The following is a 15817-nucleotide window of genomic DNA, read 5'->3' as shown; positions in this document are numbered from 1 at the left end:
AACGCTCACCAACGGACGGGGAGGTTCTTCACCGCGAAGACGGACCCCTGCAGGCGCAGCGGCACCTCGTCGGCCGCAACGGCCAGCCCCAGGTGGGGGAACGCCTGCAGCAGGGCCGACAGACCGGCACGCAGCTCGACACGCGCCAGGTTCTGACCGAGGCACTGGTGGACGCCGAAGCCGAACGCCACGTGACCCGAGGTCTCCCGGTCGATGTCCAGCTTGGCGGGGCACTCGAACTTGGCCGGGTCACGGTTGGCCGCCGGCAGCGACACCGTGACGGTGTCCCCCTTCTTGATCAACTCACCGTTCAGCTTGAGGTCTTCCAGAGCGGTGCGGTACGTGTGGTACTGGTTGACCGTGAGGTAGCGCAGGAGCTCCTCGATCGCGGCGTCGAGCCGCGCCGGCTCCGCGCGGAGCATCGCCAGTTGGTCCGCGTGGTGCAGCAGCGCGAACACGCCGACGGCCAGCGCGCTCTCCGTGGTCTCGTATCCCGCAAACAGCAGCAGCGTGACGATGTTGCGCACTTCTTCCCCGGTCAGCTCCTCGTCGGCGACCAGGGTGCTGATGAGATCGTCCTCGGGCTGCCGGCGACGCCTGTCGATGATCTCGTCGAAGAACGCCCCCGCCTCGGCGTAGGCGGTGGCCGCCGCCACCGGGTCCGCCTCCGCGTCGTGCAGCAGGGTGACCGCGTGCAGGTAGCGGTCACGCTCTCCGTACGGCAGGCCGACCATCTCGGACAACACCCTGAGCACCAGCGGCTGGGCGAAGGTCTCGACCAGATCCGCCGGCGCACCGTGCTCCCGCATGACCTCGATCTGCTCGGCGGCGACGGCCTCGACGAACGACGTCAGCCGGCTCGTCCGACGGACGGTGAACTCCCCCGTGAGCAGCCGGCGGTAGCGGGTGTGCTCGGGCGGGTCCATGTGGATGAACATGCCGGGGATCAACGGGTGGGTCGGGATCACCTGCCCCTGATGCGTCACCGGGAAGTGACCGACCGTGCAACTGTGGCTGAACCGCGGGTCGCTGAGGACCTCACGCACCAGGTCGTAGCTGGAGGCGATCCAGCCGACATGCCCGTCCGGGTAGCGCATCCGCGCGAGCGGACGCTGTGCCCGCAGCTCGTCGAACACCGCAGGCGGGTCGAACTTGTCGGTCCGCGCCCACGGCGCCTCGAAGGAAATGGCGTCGGTCATGGAATCCTTCTCCCTCGGACGGTGTGCGGGTGAACGGCTGCTATTCGGCGATCTTCGTGCGGCCGGTCCAGCGGAATACGGCGGCTTCATATCCGTTCACCGTCCGGTATTCACCGTCGTGCACGAAATGCTCGTACCCGGCCCCGTGCCGAATCTTGAGTATTTGCCCCAGGGCCGCCTCCGGGACGCTGCGTTGCGTCGTCGACAAATCGATCGGTCCACCACTGAGGACGACTTCCACCTGCGTGACACTCATCGTTTTCTCCCACTCTCGCCGGATCGATTCCGCCTGAAACCTGGGCGCGCGATCACCGCCGGCGACAACGCTGGCTCCACCTTCACGAGAGGTGATCAACATGCGCGGATCCCGGCCCCGGCCGGGCCGACGTCGTCATCCGATGTCGACGGGCTGCCCGGTGCGCACCGATTCGTAGGCAGCCTGGATGATCCGCTGCGTGCGCAGCCCGACCTGACCGTCCGGGCCGGTTCCCTTGCCGGTCTCGAACGTGTCGAGGAACTCTCTGAGCATCAACGGGTAGAGGTCCTCCCCGCCTGGTTCCCGCCGGTCACCGCCGGTCGCGGCATCGAATCCACCGAGTAGCTGCGGCACCGCGTCGTACTCCACGCTCGCCTTGTCCCCGATGAAGGTCAGGGCCGGTCCGCCCGCCGCCGACGGACTCCAGCTGCAGTCGAGCGAGGCGACCGTCCCACTCCGGTACGAGACGGTGACCACCACCGCGCTCTCCGGGCCCTGCCCGCCCCCGAGCACGTCGTTCGCCTGTGCGTACACCCGCTCTGCGGGTTCCCCGTCGAGCACCATGTCCACCAGGTCGAGCAGGTACGGGGCGTTGGCGGCAAGGGCTCCGCCAGCCGCGCCGGCCACCGGCGGAGTGTGGTACGTGCCGTGAATGGTCGTCAGCGTGCCGACCACGCCGTCGGCGATCCCCCGGCGGACGGCGGCGAACGCCTCGCTGTAGCAGGCCGGGGACGCGAGCGTGAGCCGTACACCCGCCATGTCGCAGACGTCCACCATCTCCTTGACGTCCGACTCACTGAGGGCCAGCGGCTGTTCACACAGCACGAACGCCTCCGCCTCGGCCATCCGCTCGACCAGCTCCCGGCGACGGCCGACCTCGCTGGTGACCACGACGGCGTTGGGGAGCCACTCCAACACCTCGTTCCAGTCACTCGCGTAGGGCACCCCGAGCTGCCTGGCGACGGTCCGGCCCCGAACCTGGTCGTCGGGCGCACCGTCGGGGTCCGCGAGGAGCAGTTCGACGTCGGGCATGTCGTGCAGCAGGCGGGCGTAGGCGTCGGCGCGCTCGTGCGCGAAGGACAGGACGGCGACTTTCATGCGACTCCCTTCACAGTCAGCTCCACGGCACGGCCCGTCCAGGCGGACTCGGCTGCCGCCTGGGTGATGCGGACCGCGGCCAGCGCGTCACGGGCCCCCAGGCGCGGCTCGGGCCCGCCCAGGAAGGCCTGGGCGAACTCGTGCATCTCGGTGGCGAACACCGACTTCCCGGCATAGCCGAAGCTCCCGGCCTCGCCGTCGGCGACCCGGACCTCCTGGGGCCACTCGGAGTCGTAGGTCACGCTCCCCCCGGTGCCCGAGACATGGAACGCCACCCGGACGGGCGGTTTCGGGGTGGCCGTCCACCGGCTCACGACCTGGCTGATCGCGCCGTTGGCGTGGGTGAGCACGGCGGTTCCGGTCGCCACCGCCCCCTCCGGGGCCGGCGCGGCGATCTCACCCTGGTAGCAGGCGTGCACCCGGATGACCTCACCGAAGATCCAGTAGGCCAGATCGGCACCGTGCAGCATCTGGTCGGTCAGGATTCCGCCGGACTGCGCCGACGCCTGCCCTGTCCAGGGCCTCGGGTGGTACGCGGAGAAGTGGAGTCGCGCGACCGTTCCCTCGCCCACCCGCCCGGACGCCACCAGCTCGTGGAGCCGCGCGAACGCCGGGGCGAACCGCACGTCGTGGGCCGGGTAGAGCCGCACACCGGCCCGCTCCGACGCGTCGACGATCTCCTCGGCCTCGGCGGTGGTGGCCGCCAACGGCTTCTCGCACACCACACCCACGCCCCGGGCCATCGCGGCCAGGGCGATCTCGCGGTGGGTGCCGGTCGGGGTGCAGATGTCCACGGCATCCGCGCCGTCCAGCGCCTCGGCCAGGGAACCGACGGCTCTGACGCCGAAATCGCGCGCCAGATCGGCGGCGCGGCCGTCGTCGGAATAGACACGGACAGCCGCCCCGGCGCCGATCCACGCGTCCAGATGGAAACGTGCAATCAGTCCCGCGCCGATCAGCGCCACCTCAAGCTGTCGCATGACAATTCCCACCCTTTCCGCCAGATGCCGGACCTCCGAAGCTCACAGGCACAGATCTATGCCTGATCAGATTCGCCCAACCTGCTCGTCAGGGGCCATAACCAACGTGGGTAGTTCGGGCCGGTGACCGATCCGCCGCGTTCTCGGCGGGCCCCGCCGAGCGCGATCGCCCGCATCGGCGCGCAAGCGGCCCGGACCCGACCGCCGCCTCGACGGACGTCCGGCGGCAGACCGACGCGCGCGACCGCGGCATCCGCCGCGATCGACGGCACGGCCCACCGGAGCCACGACGGACCGACGACCCTGCCCTGCGGGATGTCGTACCGACAGGCAATGATCGTGAGATGGGAATCCCAGCACCCCTACGCGAATCGTTGCAGGATCCGGTGTTCTGGGCGCGGTACACCTTTGCCGCAGACGACGGCCCCGGCGCCGATCGGCTCGGCGCCATCGAGGACCTACTCGACGACGACCACGACGACGATGACGACGGGCAGGACGGCGCGCTCAGGGCCACGTTCGACGTCGGTGGCGGCCAGTTCGTCGTGCTCGACGTCGACACTCGGCTCAGCGCGTACGAGCTGGGCGTCACCGGCCCCGGCTCCGCCGAGCTGGCGGGGCTGGGCTGGGACGATCTGGCGCACTGGCACCCGTACGCGCTGCGCTGGTCGGAGCTCGAGCTGATCTGCCGGGCAGCCGGCATGCGAGATCCACTGCTGTCGCACCCCGGGGCGCCGATGGCCCTGCTGTGCCGGTTCGCCGCGGTCTTCGAGGACGACGACGTGGACGCCGCCGTCGCCACCGTGGACGCGGCGTACGGCGTGCTGCGGCCCCCGGGCTGGGACGGCTACTGGCCCAGCGGCGTCGACTGGCTCGAACGCGCCGACTTCCGCGGCCAGCAGGTGGTGTGGCACCGCGACGAGGCGGGCAACCTGTGGGCCGCGCAGGACGACGACCACGCCACCCCCTTCCACAGCACCCGGGTGACCCGACCGGGGGCCGAAGAGGAGTTCCCGCACGCCAGGCTCCGGAGCCTCCTGGCCGCCGCCGCGGCCACGGTGGCGACCTGATCCCGGCCTGGGGCCCGGACGGACCGGCAGGCGGGGCAACCGCCCTCGAACTGGTCCGTCGGCCGATCGCGCGCCGGGAACCTGGCGTCGGCGTCTAATGGACGCTGAGACTCAGCGGATTCGAGATGCCGACGCCCCCGTGGGAGTCGTAGACCCGGACGGTGAAGGTGTACGACGTGCCGGCCGCCAGGTCCACCTCGAACTGGTAGCGCTGTCCGCTGTTGGTGGCCGTGGCCACCCGGGTCGCGCCGAGGTACAACTCCGCCCGGCTGACGACGTCCCCGGAGTCGGTGTCGGTGGCGTCGGCCACCAGCGTGACCGTCGTCGGTTCGAGGAAGTACGTCTGCCCGCCCGGGGTGCTCAGCGCCACCGTCGGCGGTTGGTTGGTGCCGGTGGACGCGGGCGTCACCACCGTCACCAGCCGCGGCGGCGCACCGCCGGACAGCGACTGGTCGGTGCCGGCGGAGGCGGCCAGCACGAAGGTGGTGCTGGTCCCGGGCTCCCCGGCCGGTGGGGTCCACTGCGCCTCGTACCGGTCACCGGTCGTCCGCACCCCCTGGGCCACCACGACGCCGTTCACCCGGAACGACGCCGAGGTGATGTGGTGGCCGCCTCCGACCGTCGCGGTGACCGCCAGCGGGACGGGACCTGGCGCGGGGTAGATCGCGCCGGCAGCCGGGCTGAGCCAGGTGACGATCGCCGGGTAGTCGGCGACCGGCGGCGGCGTCGTCTGGGTCGGCGTCACGCTGGGCAGGACGCCGCCGCTGCACGCGACACCGTTGAGCGTGAACGACCTGGGCGCGGGGTTGTTACCGAACCAGGTACCGACGAAGCCGATGTTCGCCGTTCCGTTGGTGCCCAGGGCGGCGTTCCAGCCCAGGTTGGTCGCGCTGACCTGCTGGCCCGACTGGCTCCAGGTGGCGCTCCAGGTCTGCGCGAGCTGCTGGTCGACGGCGGGGAAGGCGAACCGCAGCGTCCATCCGTCGACCGGGTCGCCCAGGTTGGTGATCGCGATGTCGGTGCTGAAGCCACCGGTCCACTGGCTGTTGACGACGTAGTTCACCCGGCACCCGGCCGCCGCGTTCGCCGCGCTGGACTGCGCGACCACGGCGACCATCCCGGTCACGGCGACAGCGGCTGCCATGACGACGGCCAGCAGTGACTTCCTCATGGCGCACCCCGCCCAGATAATATCGTTAGACGTCGATATATATGACGACTGTCCTGCGGTTCGACCTTCCTGTCAAGGCACAGCAGACAGTCCTGCCGCCGGCAGGACGGCACGGCGACCGGCCCGTCACCGCCCCCGTGCGCCACACCCGGGACACCGCCTCAGTCGGCCACGGCCGCAGGCCCGGCGGTGACCTCCCGCAGGTAACGCAGGCCGTCCGTCGCGAGACGGTCCTGCGAGGGCGCCAACGGACGCCAGATCGCCGCCGCGGTGGCGATGGTCTCGTTCTCCGCGGTGAACGACTCGATGCAGACCGCGCCCCGGTAGCCGGTGTCCCGCAGGACGGCGAAGAAGCGCGGCCAGTCGAAGTGGTCCGCACCGGGTGCCCCCCGGTTGGTGCCGCTGACCTGTACGTGCTTGATGTGCCGGCCGGCGAGGGAGAGGGCCGCGTACGGATCGGCCTCCTCGATGTTCATGTGATAGGTGTCGATCATGATGCCGACGTTCGCCGGCAGGCCGTCGATCAGCTCGATCGTCTGCTCGACGGTGTTGACGACGCTCGTCTCGTAGCGGTTCAGCGCCTCGACGCCGATGCTCACGCCCCACTCACCAGCCTGCTCGGCCACCGGCGACAGGGCCCGCCGGAAGTCCGCGTAGCAGGCCGCCCGCGCCGCCGGCGACATCCGCCAGGTGCGGCCGACCGAGGCGTACACCGGGCCGCCGACGCACGGCGCACCGACGGCCGCCGCGCTCGCCGCGCACCCCAGGAGGTACGCGGCGGTCGACTCCACCACGGCCGCAGCGGCGTTCACCAGGTCGCGTCCCGGTGGGGTGACCGCGCAGACGCCGGCCGCGACGAGGCCGTGCGCCGCCAGCAGGTCCCGGGTCCGGACCGGATCCCAGTCGCCGGGTTGCTCGATCGGCAGTTCGACCGCGTCGAAGCCGAACGAGGCGATCCGTGGGATCAGCTCGGCGAGGGCCGCGTCGTCGACCGGCGAGGCCCACACCCAGGGGTTGACACCGATGGCGTACACCGGCGCCTACTTCCACCGCTGCGGATAGCCGGGCAGGTCGGTGCAGCCGCACATCGCGTAGTGCAGCGGCGGCATGCCCGGGTCGAGGTACCGGTCCAGGTTGTCCCGGGTGATGGTCGGCTGGGGCAGCTTCCAGGGGTTGGACACCTGCTGGCCGTCGAGGATCCGCAACGCGGCGATGATCGGCGTACGCCACTGGTAGGTCGGGTAGGTCGGCGCGACCGCGGTGAGGTTCTTGTCCTTCCAGATCTTGAGGAAGTCGAGCTGGTCCTCGCCGTTGATCGGCGGCACGGGCTTGCCCGCGTCCTGGAACGCCTCGACCGCCGCGACAGCGACCGCTCCGGCGTCCATCCAGACCCCGTCGATGGTGCCGTACCGCTGGAGGTAGTCGTCGACGATCTTCTTGGTCTTGGCCGGGTCGCCATCGGTGAACTCGACCCCCACGACGTCGACCTTCGCCTTGTCGAACGCCACCTTCGCCGCCGACCAGCGGGTCTCCAGGACGTCCACACCGGGCAGGATCCGCAGGGCGAGGACCTTCCCGCCGGGCTTCGTCCGCTGGCTGACGAACTCGGCGCCGACGTGGCCGAAGCCGTAACCGCCGATGGGGTTGATGAACGTCGCCGGGCACTTCGTGTTGACCCCGCGGTCGAAGACGATGACCGGCAGCCCGGCCTGGCAGGCGGCCTCGACGGCCGGGGTGAGCGTGGCGGTGGTGTTCGGCGAGACGATGAGCGCGTCGCAGCCCTTGCCGAGCAGGTCGTTGATGTCCGCGATCTGCTTCTGGTCCTTGCCTTCGGCGTCGACGTGCACGAACTCCTTGATCCGGTTGCGTTGCGCCTCGACCTCGGCCTGCATGGTCTTGAAACCGACCTGCCGCCACGGGTTGTTCAGCGCCGCGTTCGAGAAGCAGATCTTGTGCGGCCCGGCCTTCTTGTACCTGGCGGTGTCCACCATCGTCGGGTTGAGCATCTGCTCCCACGGCTTGTCCGCCGGGCCGGTCGGGGCCGCGTCGAGCAGCGCGAGCTCGGCGTCGTAGTCGGCCTGCACGAAGAACTTCGACTGTTCCCCGGTGCCCGATCCGGCGGCGGAGGTACTGCCCGAGGGGCCCGCGGCGGGCTCGTCGGTGGCGCAGCCGATGAGGGACAGCAGGGTGACAGCGGCCAGCGCCGCCATGGAACGTCGCACTATGGTTTCCCCTTGTCTCGTTGTCTCGTTATCTCGACGAAGAACGGGTTGCCGAGACCGCCACGGCGAGCAGGATGATCGCGCCCTGGACGGTCGACCTGAGGGCGCCGGAGACGCCGTAGAAGTTCATGAGGGCGAACAGCAGTTCCAGGGTCAGCGCGCCGAGCATCGCGCCGACGACCGAGCCGCGGCCTCCGCCCAGCGCGACGCCACCGAGGACGACCGCGGTGATCGCACCGAACTCCAGACCCGCACCGGCCTGGAACGACACCCCGCTGTAGCCGCCCAGGAGGATCGCCGCCACGGCCGCCGCGAGCCCGCTGAGGATGAAGGCGATGGTCCGGGTACGTCCGACGTTTACCCCGCTCAGCTGCGCGGTGCGCGGATTGTCGCCGACGGCGACCAGCGTCCGACCGAAGTCGGACCGCATGAGCAGCACGGCGAGCACCGCGAGGACCACCAGCACCAGCAGGGCGTACGGCACGCGGCCGAGCAGCGGCACGTCCTCGACGGCCCGCCGGCCGAACCGCCGGAACTCCTCGGAGAGCCCGCCCTTCGGAGCGCCGTCGGACCACAGGTACACCGCGCCGACGAGGATCAGGAACATGCCGAGGGTGGTGATGAACGACGGCACCCGCAGTCGCGTCGTGATCAGGCCGTTGACCAGCCCGACCACCGCCCCGAAGGCGAGCAGGAGCAGCACCACCGGCCAGGTGCGCGTCGGGTCGCCGTCGATCAGCCGGGCGGCGACGACCACCTGCGCGGTGACCAGCGAGCCGACGGAGAGGTCGAACTCACCGGAGACGATCACGAAGTACTGGCCGGCGGCGAGCAGGATGATCGGCGCGGAACGGCCGAGGAAGGACATCAACGACGGCGGGTCGAGGAAGCCGGGCTGCCGGAGGCCGACGAGCACCAGCAGCACCGCGAGAATGGTCAGGATCGGCAGCATCCCGCCGGGGCGCATCCGGGTCAGGCGCAGCGGCAGCGGACGACGCTGGACGATCTGCATGGCTAGGACGCCGCCTTTCGCAGGGCCCGGCGGGCGTAGACGGCGACTGCGGCGATGATGATGACGCCCCTGATCACCTGTTTGAAGAACGCGTCGACCTCGAGCTGGTTGAAGATCGCGTCGATGCTGGCGAGCAGCAGCACCCCACCCACGGTGCCGACGACGCTGCCGCGCCCACCGGCGAGCGCGGTGCCGCCGATCACCACCGCGGCGATCGACTCCAGGTCGTAGAGGCCCTCGGTGCCCACCCGGGGCGCACCCGAGCCGAGCCGGCTGGCGAGGTAGATCCCGGCGAGCCCGGCACACAGCGAGCACAGCACGTGGGCGGTGACGAGGACCCGGTCGTTGCGGACACCGGAGAGCCGGGCCACCTCCGGATCGCCGCCGACGGCGACCAGGTGGTGACCGAAGCGGGTCCGGGACAGCGCGAACCAGGCCGCCCCGGTCACGGCGAGCAGCAGCAGGAACGACAGGGGCACCGGGCCGACGCGCTGGTAGCCGGGGGACTGCACGAGGGTGGGCGAGGTGGTGCCGGCCGGACCGTCGTAGCCGCTGTCGAGGTAGCCCTTGAGCAGCAGCCCGACGCCGAGGGTCGCGATGAAGGCGTTGACCCGGAGCTTGGTGACGAGCAGCCCGTTGAGCAGGCCGATGCCGGCGCTGACCGCGAGCGCGAGGCCGATAGCCGGCACCAGCGCGCCGTCGCTGCCGTTCATCGTCTCGGCCGCGACGAGGGTGCTGAGGCTGATCACGTACGCCACGGAGAGGTCGAGCGACCCGCCGAGAATGACCAGGGTCTGGCCGACGGCGACGAGCCCGAGGCCGGCGGCTACGTGCAGCAGGCTCACCGTCGTGGACTGGTTGAACAGCTGACCGCCGTCGAGCAGGATGACCAGCCAGCCGATCACGAGGGTGAGGGTCAGGGCCACGAACACGCCCGGTACCGGGCGTCGGGCCGGCCGGAGCGAGAGGGCGCTCACCGGATTGCCTCCGTTCGCGACTGCGGGGCTCGCAAAACCGGCTCACTCCTCGCACTCACCGGATTGCCTCCGTTCGCGACTGCGGGGCTCGCAAAACCGGCTCACTCCTCGCACTCACCGGATTGCCTCCGGCAGGTTGCCGACGGCCAGGGCGACGACGTCCTCCTCGGTCACTCCGGCGGGCAGTTCGCCGGCGATCCGGCCGTCGCGCATGACGACGATCCGGTCGCTCATCCCCAACAGCTCGGGCAGGTCGGACGAGATCATCAACACGGCCGCGCCGTCGCGGGCAAGGCGGCGGACGAGGTCGTGGATGGCCGACTTCGCACCCACGTCGATGCCCCGCGTCGGCTCGTCGAAGAGCAGGATCCGCGGGTTGATCGCGAGCCATCGGGCCAGCACGACCTTCTGCTGGTTTCCGCCCGACAGGAAGCGGATCTCCTGGTCGTCGCCGGCGGCGCGGATCTCCACCGCGGCGAGCAGCTCCCGTACCCGTTCGGTGCGGGCGGCGCGACCGGACCGGGCCGCGAAGACGGCCCGGCTGGCGAGCAGCGCGTTGTCGAGCACCGACTGCCGGGGCACGATTCCCTCGCCCTTGCGGTCCTCGGTGACGTAGGCGATGCCGGCCCGCATGGCGGTACGGGGTGAGCGCAGCCGGACCGCCCTGCCGTCGAGTGTCACGTCGCCGGTCGTGAACGGGGACACGCCGAAGAGCGCACGGGCCAGCGCGGACCGTCCGGAGCCCTGCAGGCCACCGACGCCGAGCACCTCACCGGACCGCAACTGAAGGTCGACCCCACGCAGCTTCCGGTTGCCCGCGGCGCGGACGGTGAGCCGCACCGGGCCGAGGTCGTCCGGGCCGGCCCGGTCGGGGTAGTAGCTGGACAGCTCCCGCCCGACCATGTGCCGCACCAACTCGTCGGCGGTGGTGCCGGCGGTGTCCACGGTGGTGACCCGGCGGCCGTCCTTGAGGACCGTGATCCGACCGGACAGGTCGAAGACCTCGGTGAGTCGGTGCGAGACGTACAGCAGGCCGATGCCCCGATGCTGCAGTCGGCGCACCAGCCCGTAGAGCAGCTCGACCTCGTGGTCGGCCAGTGCCGCGGTCGGTTCGTCCATGATGAGCAGCCGGGCGTCCAGGGCGAGGGCCTTGGCGATCTCGACGACCTGCTGCTGGGCGACGCCGAGCCGCCCCACCGTGGCGTCGGCCGCGAGGGTGGTCTCCCCGATCGAGGCGAGCAGTCGGCTGGTGCGGTCGAGCATCGCCCGACGGTCGACCAGTCCACGCCGGACCGGCTCGTGCCCCAGGTAGACGTTCTCCGCCACGGTGCGCTCCGGCAGCAGGTTGAACTCCTGGTGGATGATGCCGACCCCGGCCTGCTGCGCGTCCCGCGGGCCACGGAAGACGCGCGGTTCACCGGCGACCTCGACGGTGCCCCCGTCCGGAACGAGGCCGCCCGAGACGATCTTCATCAGGGTGGACTTCCCGGCGCCGTTCTCACCGACGACGGCGTGGACCTCGCCCGGCGCGACATCGAGGTCGACACCGTCGAGGACGCGTACCCCGAGGAAGGACTTGCCGATGCCCCGAAGGGTGAGCAGCGGCGTCGGCGGCGGGTCTGGCATTCCAGAGAACCTCACAGACAGTAGTTACTAACGTGATCAGCAGACCGAGGTCGGTTCGTTCGAGGAGCAGGACGGCGAACTTTCGCTGCCATCCACGGATGCTTACGTCTCGACGCCGCAAACTTTCCTTGACATCGCCGAAACATCACACGTATGAAGATAGATGTTTCGATGCCTGTCCACAATCCTCGATCTGGCGCGACTGCCAGGCCCCACCCTTCTGTCGCCCGGAGTCACGCCGAGAGGGCTCGAGCATGACCACCGCCGACCCGTCGAAACATCGAACCTCTGGCAGGCCATTGACAGTCATCGATGACTGAATCATCCTGGCCTCGCGGCCCACGGAACGAGAACACCATCAAGTCACTGTCTGTGACTACCTATGGGGCTGACGGCCGTTGCGGCGGACGGCACGACGACCCGAGCAGCACCCTCGCGCCCCCGTGCGTCCAGGCACCACCTGGCGCGCGGTCGGGCCCGTGGTCGCCATCGGAGTTGCCCGCCGACATTGAGGAGACGGCATGCGTCGCACCACACTGATCATCGCCATGATCGCCGGCCTGTTACTGTCGCTCGGCCTCGCACCACCGGCATCAGCGGCCCCGGCCTTCCGCGCCCTGCTGTTCACCAAGACCGCGGGCTACCGGCACGACTCGATCCCCGCCGGGATCAGCATGTTCCAGCAACAGGCGGCGGCGAACAACTTCGAGTTGGTGCAGACCGAGGACTCCAGCGTCTTCACTCCGGCCAATCTCGCCACCTTCGACGTGATCATCATGTTCCAGACCTCCGGCATGGTCTGGACCTCGGCCGCCCAACGCCAGGCCGTGGAGGGTTACCTGGCCAGCGGCAAGGGCATCGTCGGCATCCACAACGCCCTGGACATGGGCATCGAGGGTGAGTACCCCTGGTGGGACCAGACCCTCAACGGCGGCGCCCACATGCCCGAGCACTCCCCCGGCGTACTGGCCGGCACCGCCATCGTCGCCGACAAGCAGCACCCGTCGACGACCGGTCTGCCGGACCGCTGGAACCGCAGCGAGGAGTGGTACAACTTCGACGCCAACCCGCGCGGCAACGTGCACGTGCTGGTGACCGCCGACGAGCGCACCTACAACCCGGGGTCCCGGGCGATGGGCCCGGACCACCCGATCTCCTGGTGCCGCAACGCCGCCGGTGGACGGGTGTGGGCCACGGCGATGGGCCACGCGATCGAGTCCTACAGCGAGACGAACTTCCGCAACCACGTCCTCGGCGGCGTCAAGTGGGCCGCCGGCAACGCCCCCGGCGACTGCGGCGGCACCGTCTGGGGCAACTTCGAGAAGCGCACCCTGGACGACAACACGGTCGACCCGATGGCGCTGGCCGTGCTGCCGGACGGTCGGGTCATGTACATCCAGCGCGGCGGCCAGGTCAAGATCTTCAAGCCCGCCAGCAACAGCACCGTGACCGCCGGTACCCTGAGCGTCTACACCGGCGGCGAGGACGGTCTCACCGGCCTGGCGCTGGACCCGAACTTCGCCACCAACGGGTACGTGTACCTGTACCACTCGCCGGCGAGCAGTACGACAGACGTCAACCGCGTCTCCCGCTACACGCTCTCCGGCGACACCCTCAACCTGTCCACCGAGGCCCGGGTCATCGACATCCCGGCGTACCGGGACCGCACCTTCCCCGAACCCGGTCACACCGGTGGATACATCGACTTCGGCCCGGACGGGAACCTCTACATCGGCACCGGCGACGACACGCCGCCGAACCTCGACCCCAACTGGCAGGGCTACGCCCCGCTGGACTGGCGGTCGGGCAAGGCCAACCTCGACGCCGCCCGGACCGCGGGGAACACCAACGACCTGCGCGGCAAGCTGCTGCGCATCCGCCCCTCGGACACCGGCGGCTACACCATCCCGACGGGCAACCTCTACCCCCAGGGCACGGCGCAGACCCGGCCCGAGATCTACGCGATGGGCTTCCGCAACCCGTTCCGGTTCTCGATCGACCCGGCCAACGGCTGGGTCTACCTGGCCGACTACGGGCCGGACCGCAACCCGCCCACCACCAACCGCGGCCCCGAGGGCCTGGTCGAACTGAACGTGATCAAGCAGCCCGGCAACTACGGCTGGCCGTTCTGCCACGGCGACAACCAGCCCTACGCGCCGTTCAACCCGGACACCGGTGTCGTCGGCGCCAAGTTCAACTGCAACGCGCCGGTCAACAACTCGCCCAACAACACCGGCCTGACCAGCCTGCGTCCGATCGTCGCGCCCAACGTGTGGTACGGCTACGGCACCTCGTCGAACTTCCCGGAGCTGGGCTCCGGCGGCTCCGCGCCGATGGGCGGGCCGGTCTACCGGTACGACGCGGCGAACCCGTCCGCCACGAAGTTCCCGCCCTACTACGACGGCGTGCACTTCTTCTACGAGTGGTCGCGCAACTACATCAAGGAGGTGCACTTCGACTCCGCCACGGCGGTGACCCGCACCAACGCGTTCCTGCCCACGGCACAGTTCAACAAGCCGATGGACCTGGAGTTCGGCAAGGACGGCTCGCTCTACCTGCTGGAATGGGGCACCAACTTCGGCGGCGGCAACAGCGACTCCGGGCTCTACCGGATCGACTACATCCAGGGTGGCCGGTCGCCGATCGCCAAGGCGGCGGGCACGCCCACCAGCGGTCTCGCCCCGCTGAACGTCCAGTTCAGCAGCGCCGGCACGGCCGACCCGGACCCGGGCAACACGCTCAGCTACCAGTGGACGTTCGGCGACGGCGCCACCTCGACGGCGGCCAACCCGTCGCACGTGTACACCACCAACGGCAACTACACGGCGCAGCTGAAGGTCACCGACAACACCGGTAAGACGGGCTTCGCCAACGTCCAGATCACCGTCGGCAACACCGCGCCGGTGGTCACCATCACCACCCCGGCCAACGGCGGCATGCTCACCTTCGGTGACAAGGTGTCGTACCAGGTCAGCGTCACCGACCCGGACGGCGGCACGGTCGACTGCAGCAAGGTGCTCGTCAACCCGGCGCTGGGCCACGACGACCACGCGCACGAGACCACCGAGTACCCGGGCTGCTCGGGCACCATCTCCACCGACCTGCTCGGTGGGCACCCCGACGGCGCGAACCTGTTCTACGTGCTCAACGCGCGCTACACCGACAGCGGTGGGCCGGGCGGCGCGTCCCCGCTCACCGGCACCGCGCAGGCGATCCTCCAGCCCAAGCACAAGCAGGCCGAGTACTTCAGCAGCCAGTCCGGCATCCGGGTCGTCGACGAGGCCAGTGCGGAGAGCACCAAACGGGTCGGTGACATCTCCAACAACGACTGGATCGCGTTCACCCCGATGAGCCTGTCGGGCATCTCGACGGTCAGCTACCGGCTGTCGTCGCCGTCCGGTGGCGGATCGATCGAGCTGCGGGCCGGCTCGCCGACCGGCACCCTGCTGGCCACCACCCCGGTGCCCAGCACCGGCGGCTGGAACAACTACCAGTCCACCGCTCCGGTGAGCGTGTCCGCCCTGGCCGGGACGCAGACGCTCTACCTGGTGTTCAAGGGCAGTGCGAGCAACTGGTTCGATCTCGACTCGCACACCTTCGGCGGGGCCGGAGTCGGCACGCCCGGCACCGGCACCGGTGTGGCCGGGAAGACCTGGACGCTCACCGCGCAGCACAGCGGCAAGCTGATGGACGTCAGCGGCGTCTCCACCGCCGACGGCGCACAGATCAACCAGTGGGCGGCCACCGGCGGCAACAACCAGAAGTGGCAGGCCGTCGACGCCGGTAGCGGTGCGGTCTACCTGAAGGCGGTGCACAGCGGCAAGTGCGCCGAGGTGATCGGCGGCTCCACCGCGACGGGGGCGTTCCTCCAGCAGGCCACCTGCAACAACAGCAACCAGCAGAAGTTCACCGCGACGGCGACCGCCACCTCCGGGGTCTACACGGTGCGCAACGTGCAGAGCGGGCTCTGCCTGGACGTCAACGGCGCCGCCACCGCCGACGGCGCCCGACTGTTGCAGTGGACCTGCCACGGCGCCACCAACCAGCAGTGGCGGTTCACCCTGGCGTGACCCGCCCCACCGCGGGTCGCGGTGACGATCCGGGGGGCCGGCTCCGACGAACGGAGCCGGCCCCCACCGGCGACACCTCGTCGGTGGGCTGCGACGGGCAGGTCTGCGCCCAACAGGTAGCGCCGACCAGTTGCGG

At 70.1% G+C, this 15817-nt stretch carries 12 protein-coding genes; 2 read left to right on the top strand and 10 right to left on the bottom strand.

Features of this window, described 5'->3' with window-relative positions; genetic code table 11:
- Positions 1–5 precede the first annotated feature (5 nt).
- The 4 genes from ACIG87_RS03660 to ACIG87_RS03645 are packed head-to-tail and all read right to left on the bottom strand — an operon-like array spanning position 6 to position 3533.
- Positions 6–1199 (bottom strand): cytochrome P450, encoded by a 1194-nt coding sequence (locus ACIG87_RS03660; protein ID WP_396847832.1) that lies wholly within the window; start codon positions 1197–1199, stop codon positions 6–8.
- Between the two features lie 40 nt (positions 1200–1239).
- Positions 1240–1557 (bottom strand): DUF5988 family protein, encoded by a 318-nt coding sequence (locus tag ACIG87_RS03655; RefSeq protein ID WP_396847831.1) that lies wholly within the window; start codon positions 1555–1557, stop codon positions 1240–1242.
- Between the two features lie 33 nt (positions 1558–1590).
- The gene (locus ACIG87_RS03650) at positions 1591–2553 is read right to left on the bottom strand and encodes a Gfo/Idh/MocA family protein (RefSeq protein WP_396847829.1); all 963 of its coding nucleotides are present in this window, start codon (positions 2551–2553) and stop codon (positions 1591–1593) included.
- A complete protein-coding gene (locus ACIG87_RS03645) occupies positions 2550–3533 on the bottom strand; it encodes a Gfo/Idh/MocA family protein (protein WP_396847828.1) in 984 nt (327 codons plus the stop codon). The genes ACIG87_RS03650 and ACIG87_RS03645 overlap by 4 nt, the downstream gene beginning before the upstream one ends.
- A gap of 344 nt (positions 3534–3877) precedes the next feature.
- Here ACIG87_RS03645 and ACIG87_RS03640 point away from each other — a divergent pair, with 344 nt between their 5' ends.
- Positions 3878–4603: a hypothetical protein gene (locus tag ACIG87_RS03640; RefSeq protein WP_396847826.1), complete on the top strand. Its 726-nt coding sequence runs from the start codon at positions 3878–3880 to the stop codon at positions 4601–4603.
- Positions 4604–4697: 94 nt separating this feature from the next.
- Here the strand turns inward: ACIG87_RS03640 and ACIG87_RS03635 are convergent, their stop codons facing one another.
- The 6 genes from ACIG87_RS03635 to ACIG87_RS03610 form a co-directional block, all read right to left on the bottom strand.
- The gene (locus ACIG87_RS03635; RefSeq protein ID WP_396847824.1) at positions 4698–5774 is read right to left on the bottom strand and encodes a cellulose binding domain-containing protein; all 1077 of its coding nucleotides are present in this window, start codon (positions 5772–5774) and stop codon (positions 4698–4700) included.
- Between the two features lie 161 nt (positions 5775–5935).
- Positions 5936–6808 carry a sugar phosphate isomerase/epimerase family protein gene (locus ACIG87_RS03630; protein ID WP_396847822.1) on the bottom strand — a complete coding sequence of 291 codons (873 nt, stop codon included), beginning with the start codon at positions 6806–6808 and terminating at the stop codon, positions 5936–5938.
- Between the two features lie 6 nt (positions 6809–6814).
- Entirely contained in the window at positions 6815–7996 is a 1182-nt protein-coding gene (locus ACIG87_RS03625; RefSeq protein ID WP_396847821.1) for a substrate-binding domain-containing protein, read from the bottom strand.
- A gap of 28 nt (positions 7997–8024) precedes the next feature.
- Positions 8025–9008 carry an ABC transporter permease gene (locus ACIG87_RS03620; protein ID WP_396847819.1) on the bottom strand — a complete coding sequence of 328 codons (984 nt, stop codon included), beginning with the start codon at positions 9006–9008 and terminating at the stop codon, positions 8025–8027.
- 2 nt (positions 9009–9010) lie between these two features.
- Positions 9011–9985 carry an ABC transporter permease gene (locus ACIG87_RS03615; protein WP_396847817.1) on the bottom strand — a complete coding sequence of 325 codons (975 nt, stop codon included), beginning with the start codon at positions 9983–9985 and terminating at the stop codon, positions 9011–9013.
- A gap of 114 nt (positions 9986–10099) precedes the next feature.
- Positions 10100–11611: a sugar ABC transporter ATP-binding protein gene (locus ACIG87_RS03610; protein WP_396847815.1), complete on the bottom strand. Its 1512-nt coding sequence runs from the start codon at positions 11609–11611 to the stop codon at positions 10100–10102.
- Between the two features lie 521 nt (positions 11612–12132).
- Here ACIG87_RS03610 and ACIG87_RS03605 point away from each other — a divergent pair.
- Entirely contained in the window at positions 12133–15681 is a 3549-nt protein-coding gene (locus ACIG87_RS03605) for a ThuA domain-containing protein (RefSeq protein WP_396847813.1), read from the top strand.
- The last annotated feature ends 136 nt before the right edge of the window (positions 15682–15817 follow it).

Source organism: Micromonospora sp. NPDC051925, assembly GCF_044548625.1.
Classification (GTDB): Bacteria; Actinomycetota; Actinomycetes; order Mycobacteriales; family Micromonosporaceae; genus Micromonospora.
This window is presented reverse-complemented; position numbering and strand designations above follow the sequence as displayed.

Excerpts from the sequence above, each read along its gene's own strand:
- ACIG87_RS03660 (WP_396847832.1), bottom strand. The coding sequence starts at position 1,199 with ATGACCGACGCCATTTCCTTCGAGGCGCCGTGGGCGCGGACCGACAAG.
- ACIG87_RS03655 (WP_396847831.1), bottom strand. The coding sequence starts at position 1,557 with ATGTTGATCACCTCTCGTGAAGGTGGAGCCAGCGTTGTCGCCGGCGGT.
- ACIG87_RS03650 (WP_396847829.1), bottom strand. The coding sequence starts at position 2,553 with ATGAAAGTCGCCGTCCTGTCCTTCGCGCACGAGCGCGCCGACGCCTAC.
- ACIG87_RS03645 (WP_396847828.1), bottom strand. The coding sequence starts at position 3,533 with ATGCGACAGCTTGAGGTGGCGCTGATCGGCGCGGGACTGATTGCACGT.
- ACIG87_RS03640 (WP_396847826.1), top strand. The coding sequence starts at position 3,878 with ATGGGAATCCCAGCACCCCTACGCGAATCGTTGCAGGATCCGGTGTTC.
- ACIG87_RS03635 (WP_396847824.1), bottom strand. The coding sequence starts at position 5,774 with ATGAGGAAGTCACTGCTGGCCGTCGTCATGGCAGCCGCTGTCGCCGTG.
- ACIG87_RS03620 (WP_396847819.1), bottom strand. The coding sequence starts at position 9,008 with ATGCAGATCGTCCAGCGTCGTCCGCTGCCGCTGCGCCTGACCCGGATG.
- ACIG87_RS03610 (WP_396847815.1), bottom strand. The coding sequence starts at position 11,611 with ATGCCAGACCCGCCGCCGACGCCGCTGCTCACCCTTCGGGGCATCGGC.
- ACIG87_RS03605 (WP_396847813.1), top strand. The coding sequence starts at position 12,133 with ATGCGTCGCACCACACTGATCATCGCCATGATCGCCGGCCTGTTACTG.